This is a genomic window from Pseudomonas sp. R1-6, assembly GCF_051132115.1.
GTDB lineage: Bacteria > Pseudomonadota > Gammaproteobacteria > Pseudomonadales > Pseudomonadaceae > Aquipseudomonas.
Genome location: NZ_CP071662.1, coordinates 569,498 through 593,044, shown reverse-complemented (window position 1 = coordinate 593,044; position 23,547 = coordinate 569,498). Strand labels below are relative to the sequence as shown.

At 58.2% G+C, this 23,547-nt stretch carries 23 protein-coding genes, 2 tRNA genes and 1 rRNA gene; 9 read left to right on the top strand and 17 right to left on the bottom strand.

The features are described from left to right. Nucleotides 1-106: 106 nt before the first annotated feature. From J3P81_RS02675 to tyrS, 4 genes are all read right to left on the bottom strand, one after another. Nucleotides 107-182: transfer RNA gene (locus J3P81_RS02675), tRNA-Ala, on the bottom strand. Between the two features lie 10 nt (nt 183-192). Next, nucleotides 193-269, bottom strand: a tRNA-Ile gene (locus J3P81_RS02670). Nucleotides 270-392: 123 nt separating this feature from the next. Then, a 16S ribosomal RNA gene (locus tag J3P81_RS02665) occupies nt 393-1,931 on the bottom strand. Between the two features lie 561 nt (nt 1,932-2,492). After that, the gene (gene tyrS, locus J3P81_RS02660) at nt 2,493-3,692 is read right to left on the bottom strand and encodes a tyrosine--tRNA ligase (RefSeq protein ID WP_434562034.1); all 1,200 of its coding nucleotides are present in this window, start codon (nt 3,690-3,692) and stop codon (nt 2,493-2,495) included. A gap of 212 nt (nt 3,693-3,904) precedes the next feature. Between tyrS and J3P81_RS02655 the strand changes: the two genes are divergently transcribed. Both J3P81_RS02655 and J3P81_RS02650 read left to right on the top strand, forming a co-directional pair. Beyond that, complete coding sequence (locus J3P81_RS02655; RefSeq protein ID WP_434562032.1) at nt 3,905-5,311, top strand: peptidoglycan DD-metalloendopeptidase family protein; 1,407 nt, start codon at nt 3,905-3,907, stop codon at nt 5,309-5,311. 3 nt (nt 5,312-5,314) lie between these two features. Next, nucleotides 5,315-6,406 (top strand): anhydro-N-acetylmuramic acid kinase, encoded by a 1,092-nt coding sequence (locus J3P81_RS02650; RefSeq protein ID WP_420764844.1) that lies wholly within the window; start codon nt 5,315-5,317, stop codon nt 6,404-6,406. A gap of 66 nt (nt 6,407-6,472) precedes the next feature. Here the strand turns inward: J3P81_RS02650 and erpA are convergent, their stop codons facing one another. Both erpA and argC read right to left on the bottom strand, forming a co-directional pair. Further along, a complete protein-coding gene (gene erpA / locus J3P81_RS02645) occupies nt 6,473-6,823 on the bottom strand; it encodes an iron-sulfur cluster insertion protein ErpA (protein ID WP_420764845.1) in 351 nt (116 codons plus the stop codon). A gap of 146 nt (nt 6,824-6,969) precedes the next feature. Beyond that, complete coding sequence (gene argC, locus J3P81_RS02640) at nt 6,970-8,004, bottom strand: N-acetyl-gamma-glutamyl-phosphate reductase (protein WP_434562030.1); 1,035 nt, start codon at nt 8,002-8,004, stop codon at nt 6,970-6,972. A 134-nt stretch (nt 8,005-8,138) separates the two neighbouring features. Between argC and hemJ the strand changes: the two genes are divergently transcribed. From hemJ to coq7, 6 genes are all read left to right on the top strand, one after another. Next, nucleotides 8,139-8,570 carry a protoporphyrinogen oxidase HemJ gene (gene hemJ, locus J3P81_RS02635; RefSeq protein WP_434562028.1) on the top strand — a complete coding sequence of 144 codons (432 nt, stop codon included), beginning with the start codon at nt 8,139-8,141 and terminating at the stop codon, nt 8,568-8,570. A gap of 32 nt (nt 8,571-8,602) precedes the next feature. Next, a complete protein-coding gene (locus tag J3P81_RS02630) occupies nt 8,603-9,571 on the top strand; it encodes an NAD(P)H-dependent flavin oxidoreductase (RefSeq protein WP_434562026.1) in 969 nt (322 codons plus the stop codon). A gap of 42 nt (nt 9,572-9,613) precedes the next feature. After that, the gene (locus J3P81_RS02625) at nt 9,614-10,573 is read left to right on the top strand and encodes a DUF805 domain-containing protein (RefSeq protein ID WP_420764849.1); all 960 of its coding nucleotides are present in this window, start codon (nt 9,614-9,616) and stop codon (nt 10,571-10,573) included. A gap of 62 nt (nt 10,574-10,635) precedes the next feature. Beyond that, nucleotides 10,636-11,424, top strand: coding sequence for an SDR family NAD(P)-dependent oxidoreductase (locus J3P81_RS02620; protein WP_434562024.1), 789 nt, complete (start codon nt 10,636-10,638; stop codon nt 11,422-11,424). An 81-nt stretch (nt 11,425-11,505) separates the two neighbouring features. After that, nucleotides 11,506-11,844: a histidine triad nucleotide-binding protein gene (locus tag J3P81_RS02615; RefSeq protein ID WP_305498431.1), complete on the top strand. Its 339-nt coding sequence runs from the start codon at nt 11,506-11,508 to the stop codon at nt 11,842-11,844. Nucleotides 11,845-11,918: 74 nt separating this feature from the next. Then, complete coding sequence (gene coq7 / locus J3P81_RS02610) at nt 11,919-12,566, top strand: 2-polyprenyl-3-methyl-6-methoxy-1,4-benzoquinone monooxygenase (protein WP_420764852.1); 648 nt, start codon at nt 11,919-11,921, stop codon at nt 12,564-12,566. Between the two features lie 81 nt (nt 12,567-12,647). Here coq7 and speD read toward each other — a convergent pair whose 3' ends face one another. Further along, nucleotides 12,648-13,442, bottom strand: coding sequence for an adenosylmethionine decarboxylase (gene speD / locus J3P81_RS02605; RefSeq protein ID WP_039590886.1), 795 nt, complete (start codon nt 13,440-13,442; stop codon nt 12,648-12,650). Nucleotides 13,443-13,680: 238 nt separating this feature from the next. After that, the gene (locus tag J3P81_RS02600; protein ID WP_008061600.1) at nt 13,681-14,103 is read right to left on the bottom strand and encodes an OsmC family protein; all 423 of its coding nucleotides are present in this window, start codon (nt 14,101-14,103) and stop codon (nt 13,681-13,683) included. Between the two features lie 238 nt (nt 14,104-14,341). Here J3P81_RS02600 and crp point away from each other — a divergent pair, with 238 nt between their 5' ends. Next, the gene (gene crp / locus J3P81_RS02595; protein ID WP_420764853.1) at nt 14,342-14,986 is read left to right on the top strand and encodes a cAMP-activated global transcriptional regulator CRP; all 645 of its coding nucleotides are present in this window, start codon (nt 14,342-14,344) and stop codon (nt 14,984-14,986) included. Here crp and J3P81_RS02590 read toward each other — a convergent pair. From J3P81_RS02590 to J3P81_RS02550, 9 genes are all read right to left on the bottom strand, one after another. Beyond that, nucleotides 14,983-15,675, bottom strand: coding sequence for a lipoate--protein ligase family protein (locus tag J3P81_RS02590; protein ID WP_434562022.1), 693 nt, complete (start codon nt 15,673-15,675; stop codon nt 14,983-14,985). The two genes, crp and J3P81_RS02590, sit on opposite strands and share 4 nt — an antisense overlap. A 2-nt stretch (nt 15,676-15,677) precedes the next feature. After that, nucleotides 15,678-16,514: an indole-3-glycerol phosphate synthase TrpC gene (gene trpC / locus J3P81_RS02585; protein ID WP_434562020.1), complete on the bottom strand. Its 837-nt coding sequence runs from the start codon at nt 16,512-16,514 to the stop codon at nt 15,678-15,680. Next, the gene (trpD, locus tag J3P81_RS02580; protein WP_420764856.1) at nt 16,511-17,560 is read right to left on the bottom strand and encodes an anthranilate phosphoribosyltransferase; all 1,050 of its coding nucleotides are present in this window, start codon (nt 17,558-17,560) and stop codon (nt 16,511-16,513) included. The genes trpC and trpD overlap by 4 nt, the downstream gene beginning before the upstream one ends. A 9-nt stretch (nt 17,561-17,569) precedes the next feature. Then, on the bottom strand, nt 17,570-18,163 hold the full coding sequence (locus J3P81_RS02575) for an aminodeoxychorismate/anthranilate synthase component II (protein ID WP_420764857.1): 594 nt from the start codon (nt 18,161-18,163) through the stop codon (nt 17,570-17,572). Between the two features lie 84 nt (nt 18,164-18,247). Continuing rightward, a complete protein-coding gene (gene trpE / locus J3P81_RS02570) occupies nt 18,248-19,729 on the bottom strand; it encodes an anthranilate synthase component I (protein ID WP_434562018.1) in 1,482 nt (493 codons plus the stop codon). Nucleotides 19,730-19,799: 70 nt separating this feature from the next. Continuing rightward, on the bottom strand, nt 19,800-20,618 hold the full coding sequence (locus tag J3P81_RS02565) for a phosphoglycolate phosphatase (RefSeq protein ID WP_434562016.1): 819 nt from the start codon (nt 20,616-20,618) through the stop codon (nt 19,800-19,802). Then, a complete protein-coding gene (gene rpe, locus J3P81_RS02560) occupies nt 20,615-21,289 on the bottom strand; it encodes a ribulose-phosphate 3-epimerase (RefSeq protein ID WP_434562014.1) in 675 nt (224 codons plus the stop codon). Before rpe ends, J3P81_RS02565 begins: the two co-directional genes overlap by 4 nt. Nucleotides 21,290-21,367: 78 nt before the next feature. Beyond that, nucleotides 21,368-22,516 (bottom strand): iron-containing alcohol dehydrogenase, encoded by a 1,149-nt coding sequence (locus tag J3P81_RS02555; protein WP_434562012.1) that lies wholly within the window; start codon nt 22,514-22,516, stop codon nt 21,368-21,370. A 203-nt stretch (nt 22,517-22,719) separates the two neighbouring features. After that, nucleotides 22,720-23,544, bottom strand: a complete 825-nt coding sequence (locus J3P81_RS02550) for an ABC transporter permease (protein ID WP_420764862.1) — start codon at nt 23,542-23,544, stop codon at nt 22,720-22,722. Between the last annotated feature and the right edge of the window lie 3 nt (nt 23,545-23,547).

Below are 23,547 nucleotides of genomic sequence, written 5' to 3'. Positions count from 1 at the left end.
ATCACATACCCAAATTTTTAAAGAACGATCTAATCAAAAGACTAGAAATCAACATTCACCATCCAGCGGATGGAACGCTCATTTCTAAGCTTTCAGAAGCAGTTTATGGTGGAGCCAAGCGGGATCGAACCGCTGACCTCCTGCGTGCAAGGCAGGCGCTCTCCCAGCTGAGCTATGGCCCCATAACAAAATTGGTGGGTCTGGGCAGATTCGAACTGCCGACCTCACCCTTATCAGGGGTGCGCTCTAACCAACTGAGCTACAGACCCAATTTCGAGCTTGTAACTGTTAGCTGTGAGCTATCAGCTTGGAGCTTAAAGCTGCTTCTATCGTCTTCTTCAATGAATCAAGCAATTCGTGTGGGAGCTCATGGAGCCGCTGCTGTCGTCGATTAAGGAGGTGATCCAGCCGCAGGTTCCCCTACGGCTACCTTGTTACGACTTCACCCCAGTCATGAATCACACCGTGGTAACCGTCCCCCCGAAGGTTAGACTAGCTACTTCTGGTGCAACCCACTCCCATGGTGTGACGGGCGGTGTGTACAAGGCCCGGGAACGTATTCACCGCGACATTCTGATTCGCGATTACTAGCGATTCCGACTTCACGCAGTCGAGTTGCAGACTGCGATCCGGACTACGATCGGTTTTGTGGGATTAGCTCCACCTCGCGGCTTGGCAACCCTCTGTACCGACCATTGTAGCACGTGTGTAGCCCAGGCCGTAAGGGCCATGATGACTTGACGTCATCCCCACCTTCCTCCGGTTTGTCACCGGCAGTCTCCTTAGAGTGCCCACCATAACGTGCTGGTAACTAAGGACAAGGGTTGCGCTCGTTACGGGACTTAACCCAACATCTCACGACACGAGCTGACGACAGCCATGCAGCACCTGTCTCAATGCTCCCGAAGGCACCAATCCATCTCTGGAAAGTTCATTGGATGTCAAGGCCTGGTAAGGTTCTTCGCGTTGCTTCGAATTAAACCACATGCTCCACCGCTTGTGCGGGCCCCCGTCAATTCATTTGAGTTTTAACCTTGCGGCCGTACTCCCCAGGCGGTCAACTTAATGCGTTAGCTGCGCCACTAAGAGCTCAAGGCTCCCAACGGCTAGTTGACATCGTTTACGGCGTGGACTACCAGGGTATCTAATCCTGTTTGCTCCCCACGCTTTCGCACCTCAGTGTCAGTATCAGTCCAGGTGGTCGCCTTCGCCACTGGTGTTCCTTCCTATATCTACGCATTTCACCGCTACACAGGAAATTCCACCACCCTCTACCATACTCTAGCTCGACAGTTTTGAATGCAGTTCCCAGGTTGAGCCCGGGGATTTCACATCCAACTTAACGAACCACCTACGCGCGCTTTACGCCCAGTAATTCCGATTAACGCTTGCACCCTCTGTATTACCGCGGCTGCTGGCACAGAGTTAGCCGGTGCTTATTCTGTCGGTAACGTCAAAACACTAACGTATTAGGTTAATGCCCTTCCTCCCAACTTAAAGTGCTTTACAATCCGAAGACCTTCTTCACACACGCGGCATGGCTGGATCAGGCTTTCGCCCATTGTCCAATATTCCCCACTGCTGCCTCCCGTAGGAGTCTGGACCGTGTCTCAGTTCCAGTGTGACTGATCATCCTCTCAGACCAGTTACGGATCGTCGCCTTGGTGAGCCATTACCTCACCAACTAGCTAATCCGACCTAGGCTCATCTGATAGCGCAAGGCCCGAAGGTCCCCTGCTTTCTCCCGTAGGACGTATGCGGTATTAGCGTCCGTTTCCGAGCGTTATCCCCCACTACCAGGCAGATTCCTAGGCATTACTCACCCGTCCGCCGCTCGCCACCAGGTACAAGTACCCGTGCTGCCGCTCGACTTGCATGTGTTAGGCCTGCCGCCAGCGTTCAATCTGAGCCATGATCAAACTCTTCAGTTCAAACATCTTTGGGTTTTGAGAAAACCCTAAACTTGGCTCAGCAATCGTTGGTTACATCTTTGATTTCTCGCGGAGCAACTTGTGATGCTGATAATCTGTTGACTAGCAGTCTGACTCCACAAGCACCCACACGAATTGCTTGATTCAGTTGTTAAAGAGCGGTGGGTTGAGCCTTTCGTCTCAACCGAGGCGCGCATTCTACAGCGCCCCGTGTATCTGTCAAGCGGTTATTTTAAGAAGTTTTCAAAGTTTCGCTTGGAAATCCTTAACAACTTCAACCACTTGCGCTTTCGATCTCTCGTTAGCGGGAGGCGAATTCTACAGCGTTACTCGCTGCTGTCAACACCTCTTTTTTACCGCTTTCGACCGAGAGGATCGAACCGTCGATAGCGCCCAACAAACCGGCCTATCCACTCCTTCCGCGCTTCGATGAACTGAAGCGAAGCACTTACCGAAACTTGGTTAACTCATTGAAACTCAAGGAGTTTTCCGTTTCGACTGCGCCGGAAGTGGGGCGAATTATAGACATCCAGAATTTGCCGTCAACCGTTATTTTCAGCTTTACGCAGATTTCAGCGTAATACGTGCGAAAGCCTTCTTGCCGGCCTGGCACACATGAGTAGAACCCAGCTTATATATGTAGGCGCGATCCACCACCTCACCATCTATACGCACACCTCCCGAACCCAGGAGATCCCGCGCCATTGCGGCATTCTTGACCAAACCTGCCTTATTAAGCACCGCAGCGATCGGCATATCCTCAGCGGCGATCAACTCGACCTCAGGCAAATCATCCGGCAACTCACCATCTTTCATGCGATTACCTGCTGCACGATGAGCATTGGCCGCAGCCTCCTCACCATGGAAACGCGCAACGATTTCCTCGGCCAACTTGATCTTGATGTCACGCGGATTCGTCCCAGCCTCCACATCCGCACGGAACCCATTGATCTCGTCCATGGACCGGAAACTCAACAGCTCGAAATAACGCCACATCAGAACATCAGGAATAGAGACCAATTTGCCATACATGACGCCTGGCGCTTCCTGGATGCCTACGTAGTTGCCCAGGGACTTGGACATCTTCTTCACGCCATCGAGCCCTTCCAGCAAAGGCATGGTCAGGATGCACTGCGCCTCCTGGCCATAACCGCGCTGAAGTTCACGCCCCATCAACAGGTTGAACTTCTGGTCGGTTCCGCCAAGCTCAACGTCCGCGCGCAACGCGACCGAGTCATAACCCTGCACGAGCGGGTAGAGAAACTCATGAATGGCGATTGGCTGGTTGGTTGTGTAGCGCTTGTCGAAATCATCACGCTCGAGCATGCGAGCGACAGTGTATTGGGAAGTCAGGCGAATGAAATCAGCCGGCCCCATCTGATCCATCCAAGTAGAGTTGAAAGCCACCTCAGTCTTGGCGGGGTCAAGAATCTTGAAAACCTGAGTCTTGTAGGTTTCCGCGTTGTCGAGAACCTGCTCACGGGTCAACGGTGGGCGTGTCGCGCTCTTCCCGCTCGGATCACCGATCATCCCGGTGAAGTCACCTATAAGAAAGATGACCTGGTGCCCAAGGTCCTGGAACTGGCGCAGCTTATTGATAAGCACGGTATGGCCAAGGTGCAGGTCAGGCGCCGTCGGATCGAAACCAGCCTTGATGCGCAGCGGCTGCCCGCGCTTGAGCTTTTCGATCAGCTCGGACTCGACCAACAGTTCTTCCGCACCACGTTTGATCAGCGCTAGCTGCTCTTCAACCGACTTCATAACAGACCCGTAAGGCTCAGATTCAAAGGGCCCCAACCATACAAGATCGCGCACCAAATACAAGGTTTGCCGGGCATGAGGAAGCCCATCCAACAGAACAGAAGGCTCGCGGGCTTGCTTCGCAGGGGTTTTGGTTATATTTTATACAGTTATTTCATCTTCATCATGTCATTCATCTTTTCCAATTCATTTTTTAAAAGTCAAAATTACTTATGACCTCAGAACCGTCTAAAGCGCCGCCGCTTTACCCGAAGACCCACCTGCTTGCTGCAAGTGGCATCGCAGCCCTCCTTAGCCTGGCGCTCCTGGTGTTTCCCTCCAGCGATGTTGAAGCCAAAAAGACGACTTTGAGTCTCGAACTGGAAAGCCCTGCTGAACAACTGACACAAGAACAAGACGCCGCCGAAGCCGTTCAGGCCACAAACGAACCGGCCGCCTCTCCTTTTGCGCAGATTGAAAACAGCCCGGAAGATACTGCCCAGGCTGCAGCACCTGTCGCAGAAGAACAGAAAGGACCGGACCATCGCGAAGTGATCGTTGCGAAAGGCGACACGCTCTCTACCCTTTTTGAAAAGGTCGGCCTGCCCCCGACTGCCGTCCATGAAATCCTGGCCAGCGACAAGCAAGCCAAACAATTCGCCCAACTGCAACGCGGCCAGAAGCTGGAATTCGAACTCGATCCAGAAGGCCAACTGACCAACCTGCACACCAAGCTGAGCGATCTGGAAACCATCACCCTGACCAAGAACGACAAGGGTTATGTGTTCAACCGCGTCACCGCCAAACCTACCGTTCGCTCAGCCTACGTTCATGGCGTCATCAACAGTTCGTTGTCTCAGTCGGCAGCGCGCGCCGGCCTTTCCCATAGTCTGACCATGGACATGGCCAATGTGTTTGGCTACGACATCGACTTTGCCCAGGACATTCGCCAGGGTGACGAATTTGACGTCATCTATGAACAGAAGATGGTAAATGGGAAGAGCGTCGGCAACGGCCCGATTCTTTCCGCGCGCTTCACCAACCGTGGAAAAACCTACACCGCGGTGCGCTACACCAACAAACAAGGCAATAGCAGTTACTACACCGCCGACGGCAACAGCATGCGCAAGGCATTCATCCGCACACCGGTTGATTTCGCCCGCATCAGCTCGAAGTTTTCCGCCGGTCGCAAGCATCCGATCCTGAACAAGATCCGCGCCCACAAAGGTGTCGATTACGCTGCTCCTCGCGGTACGCCAATCAAGGCTGCCGGTGATGGAAAGGTACTGCTGGCCGGACGTCGCGGCGGGTATGGCAATACGGTGATCATCCAGCACGGCAATACCTATCGCACGCTGTACGGTCACATGCAGGGATTTGCCAAAGGCGTGAAAACGGGCGGCACCGTCAAGCAAGGCCAAGTCATCGGCTATATTGGCACCACCGGCCTGTCCACCGGTCCGCACTTGCATTATGAGTTCCAGGTCAACGGCATCCACGTCGACCCGCTTGGCCAGAAACTGCCGATGGCCGATCCGATTGCCAAGGCCGAGCGCATGCGCTTCTTGGCTCAGAGCCAACCCTTGATGGCTCGCATGGATCAAGAGAAAGCCACGATGCTAGCCTCGAGCAAGCGCTAAGTCATGGCGCTTTATATCGGTGTGATGTCCGGGACCAGCCTGGATGGCTTGGATATCGCACTGGTTGAACTGGAGCCGGCGATCAAATTGATCGCCACCCACTACATCCCCATGCCCACCGCCCTGCGCACCGAGCTGCTCGAATTGTGCACCAGCGGGCCCGACGAGATTGCTCGCTCGGCGATTGCCCAGCAAAACTGGGTAAAGCTGGCCGCACAGGGCATACACGCCTTACTCAACGAACAGAAACTCAAGCCGGCGGACATCACGGCAATTGGCAGCCATGGCCAGACCATTCGCCATGAGCCGGCCCGTGGATTTACCGTGCAGATCGGCAATCCAGCATTGCTGACTGAGTTGACCGGCATCACCGTCGTTAGCGATTTCCGCAGCCGTGATGTGGCTGCTGGCGGACAAGGCGCCCCACTCGTTCCTGCGTTTCACGAGGCGCTGTTTGAAGAGCGAGTCGGTAATCGCGCCGTTCTGAACGTCGGCGGCTTCAGCAATCTCAGCCTGATAGAGCCCGCGAAACCCGTAGCCGGTTTCGACTGCGGTCCGGGGAACGTATTGCTCGATGCCTGGATACTTCAACAACGAGGCGAGCACTTCGATCGCGATGGCCAATGGGCCGCCAGCGGGAAAGTCGAACCAGTCCTGCTGAAGACCCTGCTCAGCGACCCGTTCTTCGTCACCAAGGGGCCGAAAAGCACCGGGCGTGAAGTCTTCAACTTGCCTTGGCTGACCCGGCATCTGTCGCAGCTGCCAGGCATCGCCCCGCAAGACGTACAGGCCACGCTGCTCGAACTCACTGCCCTGACGATTGTTGAATCACTGCAACATGCCCAGTCAAATACCCAAGAGTTGTTGGTCTGCGGCGGCGGCGCGCACAACCACACGCTCATGAAGCGCCTGGCTGACTTGCTGCCGCATGCTACCGTCAACAGTACTGCAGTTTACGGCGTTGATCCGGATTGGGTCGAAGCCATGGCCTTCGCCTGGCTTGCCCATTGCTGCCTTGGCGGTATTCCAGGCAATCGCCCAAGCGTCACAGGCGCCCGCGGCCTGCGCGTTCTCGGCGCTATCTACCCGGCCTGAGGTCAAAATTGCAGGCAACAAAAAACCGCAGTGCCGTAAGGCACCCGCGGTTTTTTTATGAAGCTATCAGATCGAGAATGAAGAGCCGCAGCCACAAGTAGTGGTAGCGTTTGGATTCTTGATCACGAAACGCGACCCTTCCAGGCCCTCCTGGTAATCCACCTCGGCCCCGGCCAGATACTGGAAGCTCATCGGATCGACCACCAGGCTCACGCCTTCGCGCTCGACAATAGTGTCATCCTCAGCCACTTCTTCATCAAAAGTGAAGCCGTACTGGAAACCTGAACAACCGCCACCCGTTACAAATACGCGCAGCTTCAAACGATCATTGCCCTCTTCATCGACCAGGCTCTTCACCTTGTGCGCGGCACCTTGGGTGAATTGCAAAGCCGTGGGGGTGAAGGTTTCGACGCTCATGCTGAATATCTCCCGGCGCTTACGCCGCCATAATGCGTGATGGCGGGCATTATCCGCTTCTCCTACAAAATTGGTCAACTATTAGAAAAGCAACGGCAGCTACAAGCCCGAGCCTATAGCTGCCGCGGTGAAGCTTGCAGTTGCGGTTACGGCAACATCCCTGCGTGGGACAGGCCCAGGCGTTCATCCAGGCCTAACAGGATGTTCAGGTTCTGCACTGCCTGGCCGGACGCACCCTTGACCAAGTTGTCGATGACCGACAATACCACTACCAGGTCGCCATCCTGCGGACGATGCACGGCAATCCGGCAAACGTTCGCACCACGCACGCTGCGGGTCTCAGGGTGGCTGCCGGCGGGCATTACGTCGACAAACGGCTCATTGGCGTAACGCTTTTCAAACAACGCCTGCAGGTCCACCGAACGGTCGACGACGGTCGCATACAGGGTGGAATGGATACCACGTATCATCGGTGTCAGGTGCGGCACGAAGGTCAGGCCGACATCCTTGCCCGCTGCCCGGCGCAACCCTTGGCGAATCTCCGGCAGGTGGCGGTGCCCCTTCACCGCGTAGGCCTTCATGCTTTCCGACGTTTCGGAATACAGCGAACCGACACTGGCGCCACGCCCGGCACCGCTGACACCCGACTTGCAGTCGGCAATCAGCCGCGAGGTATCTGCAAGGCCGGCTTCCAGCAGCGGCAGGAACCCCAGTTGCGTTGCAGTCGGGTAGCAACCAGGGACAGCGATCAGCCGTGCCTGCCTGATTTTCTCCCGATTGACTTCCGGCAGCCCATAGACCGCCTCGTCAAGCAGCTCCGGCGCGCCGTGAGGCTGGCCGTACCACTTGGCCCATTCGTCGGCGTCCTGCAGGCGGAAGTCCGCTGACAGATCGATGACCTTGGTTCCGGCGGCGAGCAATTCGCCTGCCAGCGCGTGAGCCACGCCGTGGGGGGTGGCGAAGAACACCACATCGCAGGCGCCAAGGGTCTTGATATCCGGAACACTGAATGCCAGGCCATCATAATGACCACGCAGGTTCGGATACAGGTCGGCGACGGCCAGGCCGGCCTCGGATCGGGAGGTGATGACCACTACCTCAACCTGCGGATGCTGTGCCAGCAGACGCAGCAGTTCGACACCGGTGTAACCCGTGCCGCCGACAATACCGACCTTGACCATAGACCTGCCCTCAACGAACCCACTGGAAAGCCGTCGATGATAGGGGGCACGCGTCGCCGCGACAACCGCCAAGGTGACGTGTGGCCGCTCTAACCTCTACTATCGGCCTACCGTGAATCTGGGAATAACCAAAAATGCTCTATCTGTGGCTCAAAGCACTTCACATCGTCAGCATGGTCTGCTGGTTTGCCGGCCTGTTCTATCTGCCTCGCCTGTTTGTCTATCACGCCCAAAGCGAAGACAGCGTCAGCAAGGAACGCTTCAGCATCATGGAACGCAAGTTGTATCGCGGCATCATGGGTCCGGCGATGATCGCTACCCTGGTGTTTGGCATCTGGCTGCTCAGCCTTAACGCCGGCGCCTACTTCACTCAAGGCGGCTGGATGCACGCCAAGCTCACCCTGGTGGTATTACTGATCGGTTATCACCACATGTGTGGAGCCCAGGTGAAGCGCTTCGCCCGTGGCGAAAACACCCGCAGCCATGTCTTTTATCGCTGGTTCAATGAAATACCGGTCGTGATATTGCTGGCTATCGTAATTCTCGTCGTGGTCCGGCCGTTCTGATTTCAAACGCACACTGACCCGGGGTACCTCCAATGTCACTGCCCGCCTTGCTTGAACAACGTCTGCGGCTGCCCGTCGTGGCAGCACCCATGTTTCTCATTTCCAACCCCCAATTGGTGCTGGCCTGCTGTCGCAACGGTGTAGTCGGCAGCTTTCCGGCCTTGAACCAACGCGAGAGCAGCGGCTTCAAGGCGTGGTTGGAAGAAATCGAAGCGGGCTTGGCCAAGCTGGAAAAACCGGCCCCCTACGCGGTCAATCTGATCGTCCATAACAGTAATCCACGGCTTCAGGCCGACCTGGCGATCTGCATCGAACACAAGGTGCCGATCGTCATCACCAGCCTGGGTGCAGTGAAAGAACTGGTCGATGCGGTCCATGGCTATGGCGGACTGGTCTTCCACGATGTGACGACTCGCCGCCATGCCGAAAAAGCCGCCGAAGCAGGCGTCGACGGCCTGATTGCCGTCGCGGCCGGTGCGGGTGGGCATGCCGGGACCTGGAGCCCGTTCGCACTGGTTGCGGAAATCCGGCAATTCTTTGATAAAACCCTGCTACTCGCAGGATGCTTGAACCACGGCCATCAGATCCTGGCGGCTCAAATGCTCGGCGCGGATCTGGCCTACTTCGGAACGCGCTTTATCGGCACGATCGAAAGTCACGCGTCCGACGCTTATAAAGAGATGTTGCTCACATCCAAAGCCGCGGACATCGTGCATACTCCCGCTGTATCTGGAGTGCCGGCCAGTTTCATGCGCCAGAGCCTGGAAAGTGCCGGCTTCGACCTGGCGGCCCTGCAAGGCAAGGGTGCGTCGGGCTCCGATTCGAAACTCAAACCGCTCAATGATGAAGCCAAGGCCTGGAAAACCGTATGGTCCGCAGGTCAAGGCGTGGGCGAGATCGATGATTTGCCAAGCGTCGACCAACTGATCGCACGCCTGGATGAAGAATACCGCCAGGCGCAAGCGCGGGCGGCACAGCTTGGCGGCCAATGGCCCCGCTGAAACCAACCACAAATACAACTTGGAAAGACAAGGATGCCAGGCATGAGCGAAAACCGCTTCAACATTGTATTCGACGGGGCTTTGCTGCCTGGCGTCGATACAACTACCGCCAAGCTCAATCTCGCCGAACTGTTCAAAAGCGATGTCAGTGCCATAGAACGTCTGTTCAGCGGTCGCAAAGTGTCCCTGAAGCACAACCTCTCCCAGAATGAAGCGCAGCAGTATCTGGAAGCGCTCCATAAAACCGGGATCGATGCACGGATCGAAACGGAACCGTCCCTCCAACTGAACCTTGGCGAAGTGCAGGAATCGCCCCAGTCGAGTGCGCGTCATCCCGAGTCGGTGATCGACCCAGTCTCTCCCTACGCGCCTCCCCGGGCACAGGTAGGTGAAGCATTCGCCGAGTACGGCACGCTCAAGCCCTTCAGTTTCGAAGGCCGTATCGGGCGCCTGCGCTACCTGGCATGGACCATGGTTTTGACTCTGGCCGTCCTGCCGCTGGTCGGCCTGGGATTCTGGCTCGCCACGACCTGGCTGCTCGCTTCCGATTCGATAGCGGGGCTGATCGTCGGCGGCCTGGTCGCTGCCGTGGTTGTGCTGGCTTTTGCCTTCGTGAGTATCCAGTTCAACGTCCAGCGCCTGCATGACCTCGGCTGGTCAGGTTGGTTGTGGCTGATCAACCTCGTGCCTTTCGTGGGCAGTATTTTCCCGTTCATCCTCATCATCGCCCCGGGCAATACCGGCGCGAACCAATACGGCCCACCTCCGCCACGCAATACCACGGCAGTCAAAGTACTTGCGTCGCTCTGGCTGGTGATGATCGTGTTGATTTTCATGGCCACGTTTGCCGGCATCTTCGGAGCCCTCCAGGATTACGACAGCAGCGACGTAAGCAGCTATGAGAGCAGCGAATACAGCGACCAGAGCGCCGAAGAACCCGCCGTCGAGGCAGCGGAGCCCGCCTCGCCTTCTGTAGACTATCAAGAAGAAGAGGAACAATAAGCGTACTTCGTGCCGGTGACTGCCCCATCCACCGGCGCGAAGCCGTTGCGATGGAGAACTGCATGACCCGTTACGCTCTGATCACTGGCGCCTCCAGTGGTATCGGCCTGGCCATGGCCGAAGCACTGGCTCGGCGCGGGCGCAACCTGTTACTGGTAGCTCGACAGCGCGATCGGCTGGAAAGCATTGCGATCGAACTGACCCAACGATTTGGCGTGGAGGTTTTGTTTCGGGCCTGCGACCTGAGCGAGCCCCTGCGGCTTTCAGGTTTCCTGCTCGAGCTGGAGGAAGGTGAACGCCAGATCGACCTGCTGGTCAACTGCGCCGGCATCAGCACCTGCGGTCCGTTCCTGGGCCAGGACTGGATGACCGAGCAAGACCTGATCGAGGTGAACATCCTTGCCCTGACCCGCCTTTGTCATGCCGTAGGCAATAGCATGGCGTTGCACGGAGGCGGTCAGATTCTCAACGTTGCTTCTATCGCAGCGTTCCAGCCTGGCCCCTGGATGAGCACCTATCACGCCAGCAAAGCCTATGTATTGCACTTCTCCGAAGCCCTTCGAATAGAGCTGAAGAAATACGCAATCAACGTATCCGTACTTTGCCCAGGCCCCACCCAAACTGCCTTTTTTAGCAAGGCCCAGCCCGACGGGAAGACGCTGCGCAGCACTAGCAACTCGATGCCCCCTGAGGAGGTCGCGCTGTACGCCGTCCGCGCACTGGAAAGAAACCGGGCCATCATCATTCCTGGGCGCCGCAATCGCTGGATTGCCCTGCTGCCACGACTCGGGCCGCGCTGGCTGGTTCGAATCCTTGCCGGCCGATCCAACAGAGCCTGTTACTCACGTTGAAGCCCCTTCCCCTGAAAAACCCGGGCTCGATGACCGAGCCTTCAGTAAACTTGGCTCAAACAACTCAACGGAGAAACAGCTGTGGATACTCTGTTTACCAAGATCATCAACCGGGAAATCCCGGCCAGGATCATTTACGAGGATGATCAGGTCCTGGCCTTCCATGACATTGCCCCACAGGCTCCGGTGCACTTCCTGGTCATTCCGAAAAAGCCGATCCGAACCCTCAACGACCTGACCGAGGAAGACAAGGGACTGGCCGGGCACATCCTGTTCACCGCCCAGCGCCTGGCGCTCGAACTTGGCTGCGAGGAAGGCTTCCGCGTAGTGATGAACTGTAATGAACTTGGCGGGCAGACTGTCTATCACATCCATATGCACGTGCTGGGACAGCGCCAGATGAACTGGCCGCCGGGTTGATACCCTGCCCCAACGCAAATCCTCAGCGGCCGATTGAGTTAGACTGGCCGCCGTGATTTTTTCCGGAGGTAAGCATGACTACCCAACGTCACTACTCGCCCATTGACCGTCTGTTGCTGCAGGCCGATACCGCGATGCGCACGCTGCTGCCTTTCAGTGGCCAACCGTACCGCCCATCACCGGCAATCGTGCAGCCGGAAGTGCAGATGAGCGATGAAGAGACTCGCCATGTCGCTGGGCTGATGCGCATCAACCACACCGGCGAAGTTTGCGCCCAGGCCCTATACCAGGGCCAGGCGCTGACGGCGAAACTGCCGCAGGTCCGGGAGGCGATGGAACAGGCCGCCGAGGAAGAAATCGATCACCTGGTCTGGTGCGAGCAACGTATCCACCAACTGGGAAGCCACACCAGCGTGCTGAATCCCTTGTTCTACGGCATGTCTTTCGGGATCGGCGCAGTCGCCGGGTTGATCAGCGACAAGGTCAGCCTCGGATTCGTAGCGGCAACCGAACATCAAGTGTGCAAGCACCTGAACGAACATTTGCAGCAATTGCCGGCCGAGGACGAAAAGTCCAGGGCGATTCTCGAACAGATGCGCCAGGACGAAGAACATCATGCTGAAAGCGCGCTCGATGCAGGCGGCTTCCGATTCCCGGCCCCCGTCAAATTCGGCATGAGCTTGTTGGCCAAAGTGATGACCAAGAGCACCTATCGGATCTGACAGCGGACGCGGAACCAAACCTTCAAAACCAAAAAAGGCGACTGTCCATTCAGGGCAGTCGCCTTTTTTTCAGCCGAAACCTTAGCGCGGCATGTTGCGCGCGTAGAAGATCTCCAGCATTTCGTGTTTCACGCGCTCTTCCACCTGGCCACGCTGTTCGATGGACAGGTTGCTGGTGGCGTCACCGAACAGGTAGTTGTCCAGTTCGAAGTCCTTGAGGAGCATTTTCGTGTGGAACAGGTTCTCCTGATACACGTTCACGTCGGTCATCTGGTACGCGTCGCGAGTGTCTTCGGAGAGGTAGTTCTGGATCGAGTTGATTTCATGATCGATGAAGTGCTTGTGCCCTTCCACGTCCCGGGTAAACCCACGCACACGATAATCCACCGTCACAATGTCGGAATCGAACTGGTGAATCAGGAAGTTGAGCGCCTTGAGCGGTGAAATGACGCCACAGGTCGACACATCAATGTCCACTCGGAACGTCGCGATACCGTCCACCGGATGAATTTCCGGGTAGGTGTGTACCGTGATGTGGCTCTTATCGAGGTGGGCCAGGATAATTTCAGGCAACGGGCCCGGCGACTCTTCGATCTGGCTGTCGGTCGGTGTCACCGGCTCTTCCGAGATCAGAATGGTCACGCTGGCGCCTTGGGGTTCATAGTCCTGACTGGCGATGTTCAGGATGTTGGCACCAATGATATCGACAACTTCCGTGAGGATCTGCGTGAGGCGCTTGGCGTTGTACTCTTTATTGATGTACTCGACGTAGGCCTGTTGGTCTTGCGGGGTTTCCGCATAGCAGATGTCATAGATGTTGAAGCTCAAGGTCTTTGTCAGGTTATTGAACCCATGGAGCTTGAGTTTGCTTTTCACCGTTTGAAAACTCTCTGTGTATTGCGGCCTGGCCGCGTGATCAAGCATGCCCGTCAGATGCGAACGACGCACCTGCGTAGGACGGTTAACACCTCTTCGCGATGGCGATTTTGGTTGTCTGTCCAGACAAGTGAGCGGCCTCTGGCCGATCACTGCCCTGAAAAAAGTGGCGCATTATGCAGACGTCAGCTTCTGATCGCCAGAGCTTGCACCGCTTTTGTGATGGTTGGATGTCGATTTAACCCAACTCGATGATTTCATAATCATGGGTGATTTCGACGCCTGCCGCACCGAGCATGATCGAGGCCGAGCAGTATTTCTCCGCCGACAGCTCAATGGCGCGCTTGACCTGGGCCTCCTTCAACCCTCGGCCCTTTACTACAAAATGCATATGGATCTTGGTGAACACCTTTGGATCCTCGGTCGCGCGCTCGGCTTCCAGAAAAGCTTCGCAGCTTTCCACTGCCTGGCGCGACTTCTTGAGGATGCTGACCACGTCGAAATTACTGCAGCCACCCACACCCAGCAGAAGCATTTCCATTGGTCGAACACCCAGGTTCCGACCTCCGGCATCCGGCGGGCCGTCCATGACAACTACATGACCACTGCCCGACTCACCGAGGAACATGGCTTCGCCAGCCCATTGGATGCGTGCCTTCATCGCCAAGACTCCACTGTCAAAAAAAGGGGGCGCCAGCTTAGCACAGGGCCCCGTCATGGCAGCGGTCGCCTGGCGTTACTTGGAGCTGATACAGCTAAGTAAATTCTCGAATCAATTTTGAACGCCTCTGTTAAGCTGGCGCCCAATCGCTGGCGTATGGCCAGCTTTTTTTGCGAAAGCTATTCGCACCCACAACAACACCAAACCAACACAAAGCGCAGTTTTCCGGGACACAACCATGGTTGCTATTACTCCCACGTCCAAGATCAAGAATCTCGACAAACTCTTGATGCATTGCCAGCGTCGCCGTTACCCCGCCAAGCACAACATCATCTGCGCAGGTGATCGTTCCGACACGCTGTTTTTTATCATCAAGGGCTCGGTCACTATCCTGATTGAAGATGACGATGGGCGAGAGATGATCATCGCCTACCTCAATTCAGGGGATTTTTTTGGCGAGCTAGGGTTGTTCGAACAGGCGGGGAAAGAGCAGGAACGCAGTGCCTGGGTGAGAGCCAAGGTCGAATGCGAAGTTGCGGAAATCAGTTACGGCAAGTTCCGGGAACTGTCGCAGCAAGACCCGGACATCCTCTACGTCCTAAGTGGACAAATCGCACAGCGCTTGCGCAACACCACTCGCAAGGTCGGCGACCTCGCCTTCTTTGATGTAACAGGCCGCGTTGCCCGCTGCCTCCTGGAACTGTGCAAGCAACCCGACGCCATGACTCATCCGGACGGCATGCAGATCAAGGTGACCCGCCAGGAAATCGGTCGGATCGTGGGCTGTTCGCGGGAAATGGTCGGCCGGGTACTCAAGGATCTGGAAGAACGTAACCTGGTCAATGTCAAAGGCAAGACCATGGTGGTGTTCGGAACCCGCTAAAGGCTGTCGAGCAAGTTCTGATAGAGCGTTTGGAGCCGTTCCAGCGCGTGAGGCGCCGGGTATTTTTCATGGAGGGCGATGTGGCTCTCGGCGCGCACGCGCTGCTCCAGGCCACACGCCTCATTGAAACGATTGACCGCAGCCACCATGCAGTCGCGTTCGTCTTCCAGCAACAACGCGCCATGCACCAGCCCTACAGGCCGTTGCCCGCCCTTGCTCTGGCGCCAGCGCTGCGCAGTGCCGACCATCTTGCGACCGTCAAGATTGACATTGAAGCGCCCGTCACAAAACGCTCCCTCCACTTCACCCAGCGAAGCGACCCCGCCCAACTCATCGAGCAACTGGCAGATGGGATCGCACAAGCGGCGGTAAGCGGTTTCGATCCGACCGTGGTCACCCTCGCTTCTCTGTGGTGCGTAGACCAACGCGATATTGACGGTGGCAGCGGATTGAGGCACCGGCTCACCGCCGGTTTCACGCAACAGCACGGGCCACCCATTGGCGGCCGATACTTCACAAGCCAGCTCGAAGCCAGGCAAGCGGCTCAAGCGCCGCGGCATGACCAATGCGCGGTCACTGGGCTGCCAGAACAGCAAGCCGGACTCAGCGTCCCCGGCGCAGATGCTGGCCAGCAGATCCTGTTCGGCGTGGAGTCCGTTTTCAATGGTGAAGGCTATGGCTGGAGGCATCATCAGTCCAGCGTCGAGCCGCTCACCGGAACGCCGCGCTCAGGGAAAAACAACCGCTGCAATTCCGTGCCCGGGCTTTCAGCCCGCATGAACGCCTCGCCCACCAGGAACGAATACACATCGCTGACTTCCATCAACTCGACATCGGCCCGGTTGAGGATGCCGCTCTCGGTGATGACCAGCCGATCACGGGGGATCCGTGGCAACAGGTCCAAGGTCGTCTCCAGGCTGACTTCAAAGGTGTGCAGGTTGCGGTTGTTCACGCCAACCAGTTTGGTGTCCAACGTCTTGAGGGCACGCTCCAGCTCGTCGCCATCATGAACTTCCACCAGCACATCCAGGCCAACGTCCTTGGCGACCGCAGCCAACTCGGCCATCTTCACGTCGTCCAGGGCAGAGACGATCAACAGCACGCAATCGGCGCCCAACGCTCGCGCCTCGACGATTTGATACGGATCGATCATGAAGTCCTTGCGGATGACCGGCAACTTGCATGCCGCCCGAGCCTGCTTGAGGTAATCGTCCGCGCCTTGGAAAAAATCGACATCGGTCAGCACCGAAAGGCAGGTCGCGCCGCCTTTCTCGTAGCTCTTGGCAATGTCGGCCGGAACAAAATGCTCCCGGATCACGCCCTTGCTGGGGGAAGCTTTTTTGATCTCGGCGATTACCGCCGGTTGCTTTCTCTTCGCCTGGTCGATCAATGCCTGGGCAAAGCCACGTGGCGCGTCCGCCAAACGTGCGAGGGCTTCAAGCTCGGTCAGACTGACCCGGGCACTGCGCTCGACGACTTCCTGCCTTTTGCGGGCCAGAATGTTTTCCAGAACCGTTGGCACGCTCATCCTTCATTCTCCACTTTGAATACGGCGGTAAATGCGCCCAATTCTTCCAGTTTTTCCCTGGCCAGCCCGGTGTGCAATGCATCGTGGGCGAGCTCTACGCCTTGCTTGAGGCTGCTGGCGTGATCAGCGGCGTACAACGCGGCACCCGCGTTGAGCATGATCATTTCCGCCGCTTTCTGGCCATTCTCCGTTTTACGACGTCCCAGGGCATCGCGGATCAACTCCAGCGACTGGGCCGGTCCATCCACCGCCAGGCCATGCAGGCTCTGGCTCTTCATGCCCAGGTCTTCAGGTTCGACCCAATATTCAGTGATCTGATCGTTTTTCAGCTCAGCCACGAAGGTCGGCGCGGCGAGACTGAACTCATCCAGGCCATCCTTGGAATGGACCACCAATACGTGTTTACTGCCCAGGCGCTGCAGGACCTCGGCCAAGGGGCGGCACAGCGCCTGGCTGAATACCCCGACGACCTGGTGCTTCACGCCGGCCGGATTCGTAAGCGGGCCGAGCATGTTGAACAGCGTGCGCAGTCCCAGTTCACGGCGCGGTGCCGCCGCGTGCTTCATGGCGCTGTGGTGGGTCTGGGCAAACATGAAACCGATGCCGACGCTATCGATACACCGGGCCACCTGGACTGGCGTCAGGTTCAGGTAGATACCGGCGGCCTCCAGCAAGTCGGCGCTGCCGCTCTTACCCGAGACAGCGCGATTGCCGTGTTTGGCGACGGTGCAGCCGGCTGCCGCAACCACAAACGCCGAGGCCGTGGAAACGTTGAAGATGTTGGCGCCATCGCCCCCCGTACCCACGACATCCACCACGCCGTCCAGCGTCTTGAGTTCAACTTTGTCCGCCAATTCACGCATGGTCGTGACTGCACCGACGATCTCGTCGATGCTCTCGCTCTTCATGCGCATGGCCATCATGAACGCGCCGATCTGCGCATCCGTGCATTGGCCGGTCATGATTTCGCGCATCACGTCGCGCATTTCATCGGTGCTCAGGTCGAGCTGGCCGACGATACGGTTCAGGGCTGCCTTGATATCCATGAAAAGTCCTTAGCGCGTGCCGCCGCTTTGTTTGAGGAAGTTGGCGAACAGCTCGTGGCCCTGCTCTGTGAGGATAGACTCGGGGTGGAATTGCACACCCTCAATATTTAACGTCTTGTGTCGCAGTCCCATGATCTCGTCCACCGAGCCGTCTTCGCGCTGGGTCCAGGCGGTCAATTCCAGGCAATCAGGCAAGGTTTCGCGCTTGACGACCAGGGAATGGTAGCGAGTGACCGTAAGCGGATGATTCAGGCCTTCGAATACGCCCTTGTCTTGGTGGAACACCGGGCTGGTCTTGCCATGCATGACTTGCCGGGCGCGCACGACGTCGCCACCGAACGCCTGGCCGATGGACTGGTGGCCCAGGCAGACACCGAGGATCGGCAATTTGCCGGCGAAATACTTGATGGCCTCGATGGACACGCCCGCTTCGGTCGGCGTGCACGGGCCGGGCGAGACCACGATACGTTCGGGCTTGAGGGCCTCGATCTCGGCGATGGTCAGCTCGTCGTTGCGCACCACCTTGACCTCGGAGCCCAGCTCGCCGAGGTATTGCACAACGTTGTAGGTAAAGGAGTCGTAATTATCGATCATCAGCAACATGGCGTAGCAACCTTTGGATTCACTGACTTTAAATACGGCCTCGGAGCGCGAAAAGCTCCGGGCCACAGGTTGTCGGGGAGCAATTCAGTTGCCTGAAGTCTGCTCCGCCAACGCCACGGCGCGGAACATCGCCCGACGCTTGTTCAAGGTTTCTTCCCACTCCAATGCGGGCACAGAGTCGGCGACAATGCCACCGCCCGCCTGTACATGCAGTTCGCCGTTCTTGATGACCGCGGTACGAATGGCGATGGCCGTGTCCATGTTGCCGTTCCAGGCGAAATAACCCACCGCGCCGCCGTACACACCGCGCTTGACCGGTTCCAGCTCGTCGATGATTTCCATCGCCCGGATTTTCGGCGCGCCAGACAAGGTGCCCGCCGGCAGGATCGCCCGTAACGCATCCATGGCCGTCAATCCGGCCTTCAACTCGCCGGTGACGTTGGACACGATGTGCATCACGTTGGAATAGCGCTCGATGACCATTTTCTCAGTGAGCTTCACCGAACCCACTTCCGATACCCGCCCGGTGTCATTGCGGCCAAGGTCGATCAGCATCAGGTGTTCGGCAATTTCCTTGTCGTCCGACAGCAGGTCTTCTTCCAGAGCCCGATCCGCTTCTTCCGTGGCGCCGCGAGGACGAGTGCCGGCAATCGGACGCACGGTGATCAGGTTGTCTTCGACTCGCACCAGCACTTCCGGCGAACTGCCCACGACGTGGAAGTCGCCGAAATTGAAGAAGTACATATAGGGTGTGGGGTTGAAGCAGCGCAGCGCCCGGTAGAGGTCGATAGGCGCGGCCTTGAAGTCGATGGACATCCGTTGCGACGGCACGACTTGCATGCAATCGCCGGCGAGGATGTATTCCTTGATGGTATCGACGGCCCGTTCGTAATCGTCCTGCGTGAAGCTGGAGCGGAACACCGGGTCGGTCGCCGACTGCTTGCTGAAATCCAGGCCTGGGCGTGGCGTGATCGGCTGGCGGAGTTTTTCCAGCAGCGCCTGCAGGCTTTTCTGACCTTGCTCGTAGGCATCTTCCTGAGACGGATCGGCCAGGACGATCGCGTGCATCTTGCTCGCCAGGTTATCGAAGACGACAACCGCATCGGAGACCATCAACAGGATGTCCGGTACGCCCAACGGATCAGGGTTGGGACAAGTGCCGAGGCGCTTCTCCACATAGCGCACGCAGTCGTAGCCGAAATAACCCACCAGGCCGCCGTTGAAACGGGGCAGGCCGGGGATGGTCGGCACGTTGTAGCGAGCCTTGAAGGTCTCGACGAACGCCAGCGGGTCTTCGGCTTCGAGGCTTTCGATCTCAACGCCGTCCTGGGTCACGCTGATGTGATGGCCATGCACCCGCAACACGGTGCGACACGGCAAGCCGATGATGGAATAACGGCCCCATTTCTCACCGCCCTGCACCGATTCGAGCAGATAGGAGTTGGGCTGGTCAGCCAGCTTGAGATAGATCGACAACGGCGTGTCGAAGTCGGCCAGGGTTTCGCGGGCGAGCGGGATGCGGTTGTAGCCGGCAGCGGCTAGACGCAGGAATTCTTCGCGGATCATGGGGTGCCTCGTGGCAAGAGGAGCTGTCAGTCAGGTATGCAAACGCGCCGGATAACCGGCCAGGAACAAGTCAGGCGCGCCAACGCCAGCGGGCCAAGGCCTTCATGACTTTCATCCAGAGTTTGCGAGTGACCACCACGATGGCGTTTCCAGAAGAGGATTGAACAGCGTCGGGCAACGTTATCTCAGCGGCCGGGTCCAGGCAACCGGGAATTAACAGGCGCAAATCATCGATCACCAGTGTCGGAAACTCTTCGGCGATCGGCCGGCCGTGGTTGTAGCCATAACTCAGCGCCACGCATTTGACTCCGGCCGCCTTTGCCGCCAGCACATCACTGCGCGAGTCGCCGACGAACAGCGATTGGGAAGCCGGGACATTGGCCATTTTCATCACGAAGAACAGCGCGGCCGGGTCTGGCTTTTTCTGCGGCAGGGTGTCGCCGCCGATGATCCAGCGAAAATATCGGCCGATTTTCATCTGGTCCAGCAGCGGCGCGACGAAGCGTTCCGGCTTGTTGGTGATCAACGCCATTTCCACGCCTTGCTTGTGCAGCCATTTGAGCGTGGAACGCACTCCGGGATAGACCACGGTCAGTTCGTGGTTGCCTTCGTAGGCTTCGTTGAAAAGCTCCATCGCCCGCTCGGCCTCGGCTTCATCGACGCTCTGGGCATCGATGTGGTTGGCCAGGGCCCGGCGCACCAGCATGGGCGCGCCGTTGCCAACCCATTGGCGAACCGCGTCGATACCAGCGGGGGGACGTCCAAGTTTGAGCAGCATGCTGTCCACGGCTGCCGCGAGGTCCGGGACCGAATCAACCAGCGTGCCATCGAGGTCGAACATCACCAGGCGCGGCAGGCTGCCGGGAAACAGCTGCTCGAAACCGCTCATGGGCGCGCCAGGGCCAATTCGGCGCGCATTTTCTCAATGACCTCTTTGTAGTCGGGCGCATTGAAGATCGCCGAACCGGCGACAAAGGTGTCGGCGCCGGCCGCGGCGATTTCGCGGATGTTGTTCACGTTCACGCCACCGTCGATCTCCAGCCGGATGTCGCGCCCCGAGGCATCGATCAGCGCCCGGGCTTCGCGCAGCTTGTCGAGGGTGCCCGGGATGAACTTCTGCCCGCCGAAGCCGGGGTTGACGCTCATCAGCAAGACCATGTCGACCTTGTCCATCACGTATTTGAGTATATCCAAGGGCGTTGCCGGGTTGAACACCAGGCCAGCCTTGCAGCCACCTTCGCGGATCAACTGCAAGGAGCGGTCGACATGCAACGTGGCTTCCGGGTGGAAGGTGATATAGGTCGCGCCTGCCTCGATGAAATCACCGACGATGCGATCCACCGGGCTGACCATCAGGTGCGCGTCGATCGGCGCGGTGATGCCGTACTTGCGCAGCGCCGCACAGACCATCGGGCCGATGGTCAGGTTGGGTACGTAATGGTTGTCCATGACATCGAAGTGCACGATGTCGGCCCCGGCGGCCAGAACGTTGTCCACTTCTTCGCCCAAGCGGGCGAAGTCGGCGGAGAGAATCGACGGAGCAATAGCGAAGGGCTGCATGACGCACCTGTTTTGAGCGAAATCACGATGGCGCGCATTGTATACCTCAAGATTTGGCGCGCCCACCGTGGCAGACGATCAATACGCCGCGCGGTAGATCTTCTCGATATCGGCGGCGCTCAGTTGCCGCGGGTTGTTGCGCATCAGCCGCTCTATCCCCGCAGCCTCCGCTGCCATGGACGGGATCACATCCTCGGTCACGCCCAAGCCGCTGAGCCCTGAGGGGATTTCAACGGCGGCACACAACGCAACCATGGCTTGCACCGCCTCGTCCGCGGCTTCGAGGTCGCTCAGATGGGCGGTCTTGATGCCCATGGCGTCGGCGATGTCTCGCATGCGTTCGACACAGGCCATTTTGTTCCACGCCATGACATAAGGCAGCAGCAACGCGTTGGCCACACCATGGGATACATGGAACCGCCCGCCCAGCGGATAAGCCAGCGCGTGCACAGCCCCCACCCCGGCATTGCCGAACGCCATGCCCGCCATCAGGCTTGCGGTGGCCATGTCTTCGCGGGCTTGCAGGTGCGAAGGGTTGGCGTAGGCCTTGGGCAGTGCGCGGGTGATCAGTTTGATTGCGCCGATGGCCAGGGCATCGGTGATCGGTGAAGCATTGAGCGACAGATAGGACTCGATCGCGTGCACCAGCGCATCGACACCGCTGGCGGCGGTCACCCCCCGCGGGCAGGTGAGGGTCATTTGCGGGCTGACCAGCGCCACGTCCGGCAACAGGTAATCGCTGACGATGCCTTTCTTCAGCTGTGCAGCCTTGTCGGAGAGGATCGCCACGTTGGTGACTTCCGACCCGGTACCGGCCGTGGTGGGGATGGCGATCATCGGCGGGCCTTTGCGCGGCACCTGATCGACGCCGAACATGTCTTGCAGTTCGCCGTGATAACCGGCATAGACGCCCACGCACTTGGCGATATCGATGGCACTGCCGCCGCCCAGGCCGATCAGGCCGTCATGGCCACCGTCGCGGTAGGCTTGCATGCAGTCTTCGACGATGGCGATTTCCGGGTCCGGCATGACCCGGTCGAAAATCTCGTAGTCGCGACCGCCAAGATGCTGCAGCGCCAACTCCACGGTGCCGGACTTCACCAGCGCCGCATCGGTCACGATCAGCGGGTTGTCGACATCCAACCGCGTCAGTTCCGCCGCCAGTTGCTCGATGGCAGCGGCACCGGTGATCAGTTTGTGGGCGATCTTGAACGAGGAAAGACTCATGTGCGCGGCCTCTTGCTCGAGAGTGGGCTGGCACAAGGATAGCTCGGTATGGCGGGTTGTCTGCTATTCAGCGTGTGAATGCCCCAACGAATCCCAATGTGGGAGCGAGCCTGCTCGCGAAGCGGAGTGTCAGCCGACATAAACGTTGAATATGCCACCGCATTCGCGAGCAGGCTCGCTCCCACACTGCTCTACCGCAAGCCTCAGACCTGGGTAGTACGCAGCTTCTCGCTGCGCCCACGCAACCACTCCAGGGTCAGCAACAGGATCACCGAGAAGGCGATCAGCAGCGTTGCTGCCGCCGCGATGGTGGGGCTGAGGTTTTCACGGATGCCGCTGAACATCTGCCGAGGCAACGTCGCCTGCTCCGGCCCCGCCAGGAACAAGGTCACCACCACTTCATCGAACGACGTCGCGAAGGCGAACAGCGCGCCGGAAATGACGCCCGGGGCGATCAACGGCAAGGTCACCCGGCGAAACGCCGTCAATGGCGACGCTCCGAGGCTGGCGGCAGCCCGGACCAGGTTGTGGTTGAAGCCCTGCAAGGTCGCCGAAACGGTGATGATGACAAACGGTACGCCCAGCACAGCGTGGACGACGATCAGTGAAAAGAAGCTGTTTCCCATTCCCAACGGCGCGAAGAACAGGTAGCTGGCCACGCCGATGATCACCACCGGCACCACCATGGGCGAAATCACCAGGGCCATCACCAGCGCCTTGCCCGGGAAGTCGCCACGGGTCAGTCCGATAGCGGCCAATGTGCCAAACACCATCGCCAACAGCGTCGCCGCCGGAGCGACGATGATGCTGTTCTTCAAGGCCCGCATCCATTCCGCCGAAGCGAAGAAGTCGTGGTACCACTGCAGCGAAAAGCCCTGCAACGGGTAAACCAGGAAGCTGCCGGAGTTGAACGACAACGGAATGATCACCAGCACCGGCAGGATCAGGAACAACAGGATCAGCCCGCAGAGTATGCGCAAGCTGTAGAACCACACCCGTTCGACGGGGGACATGTAAGGACTCAGCATTTC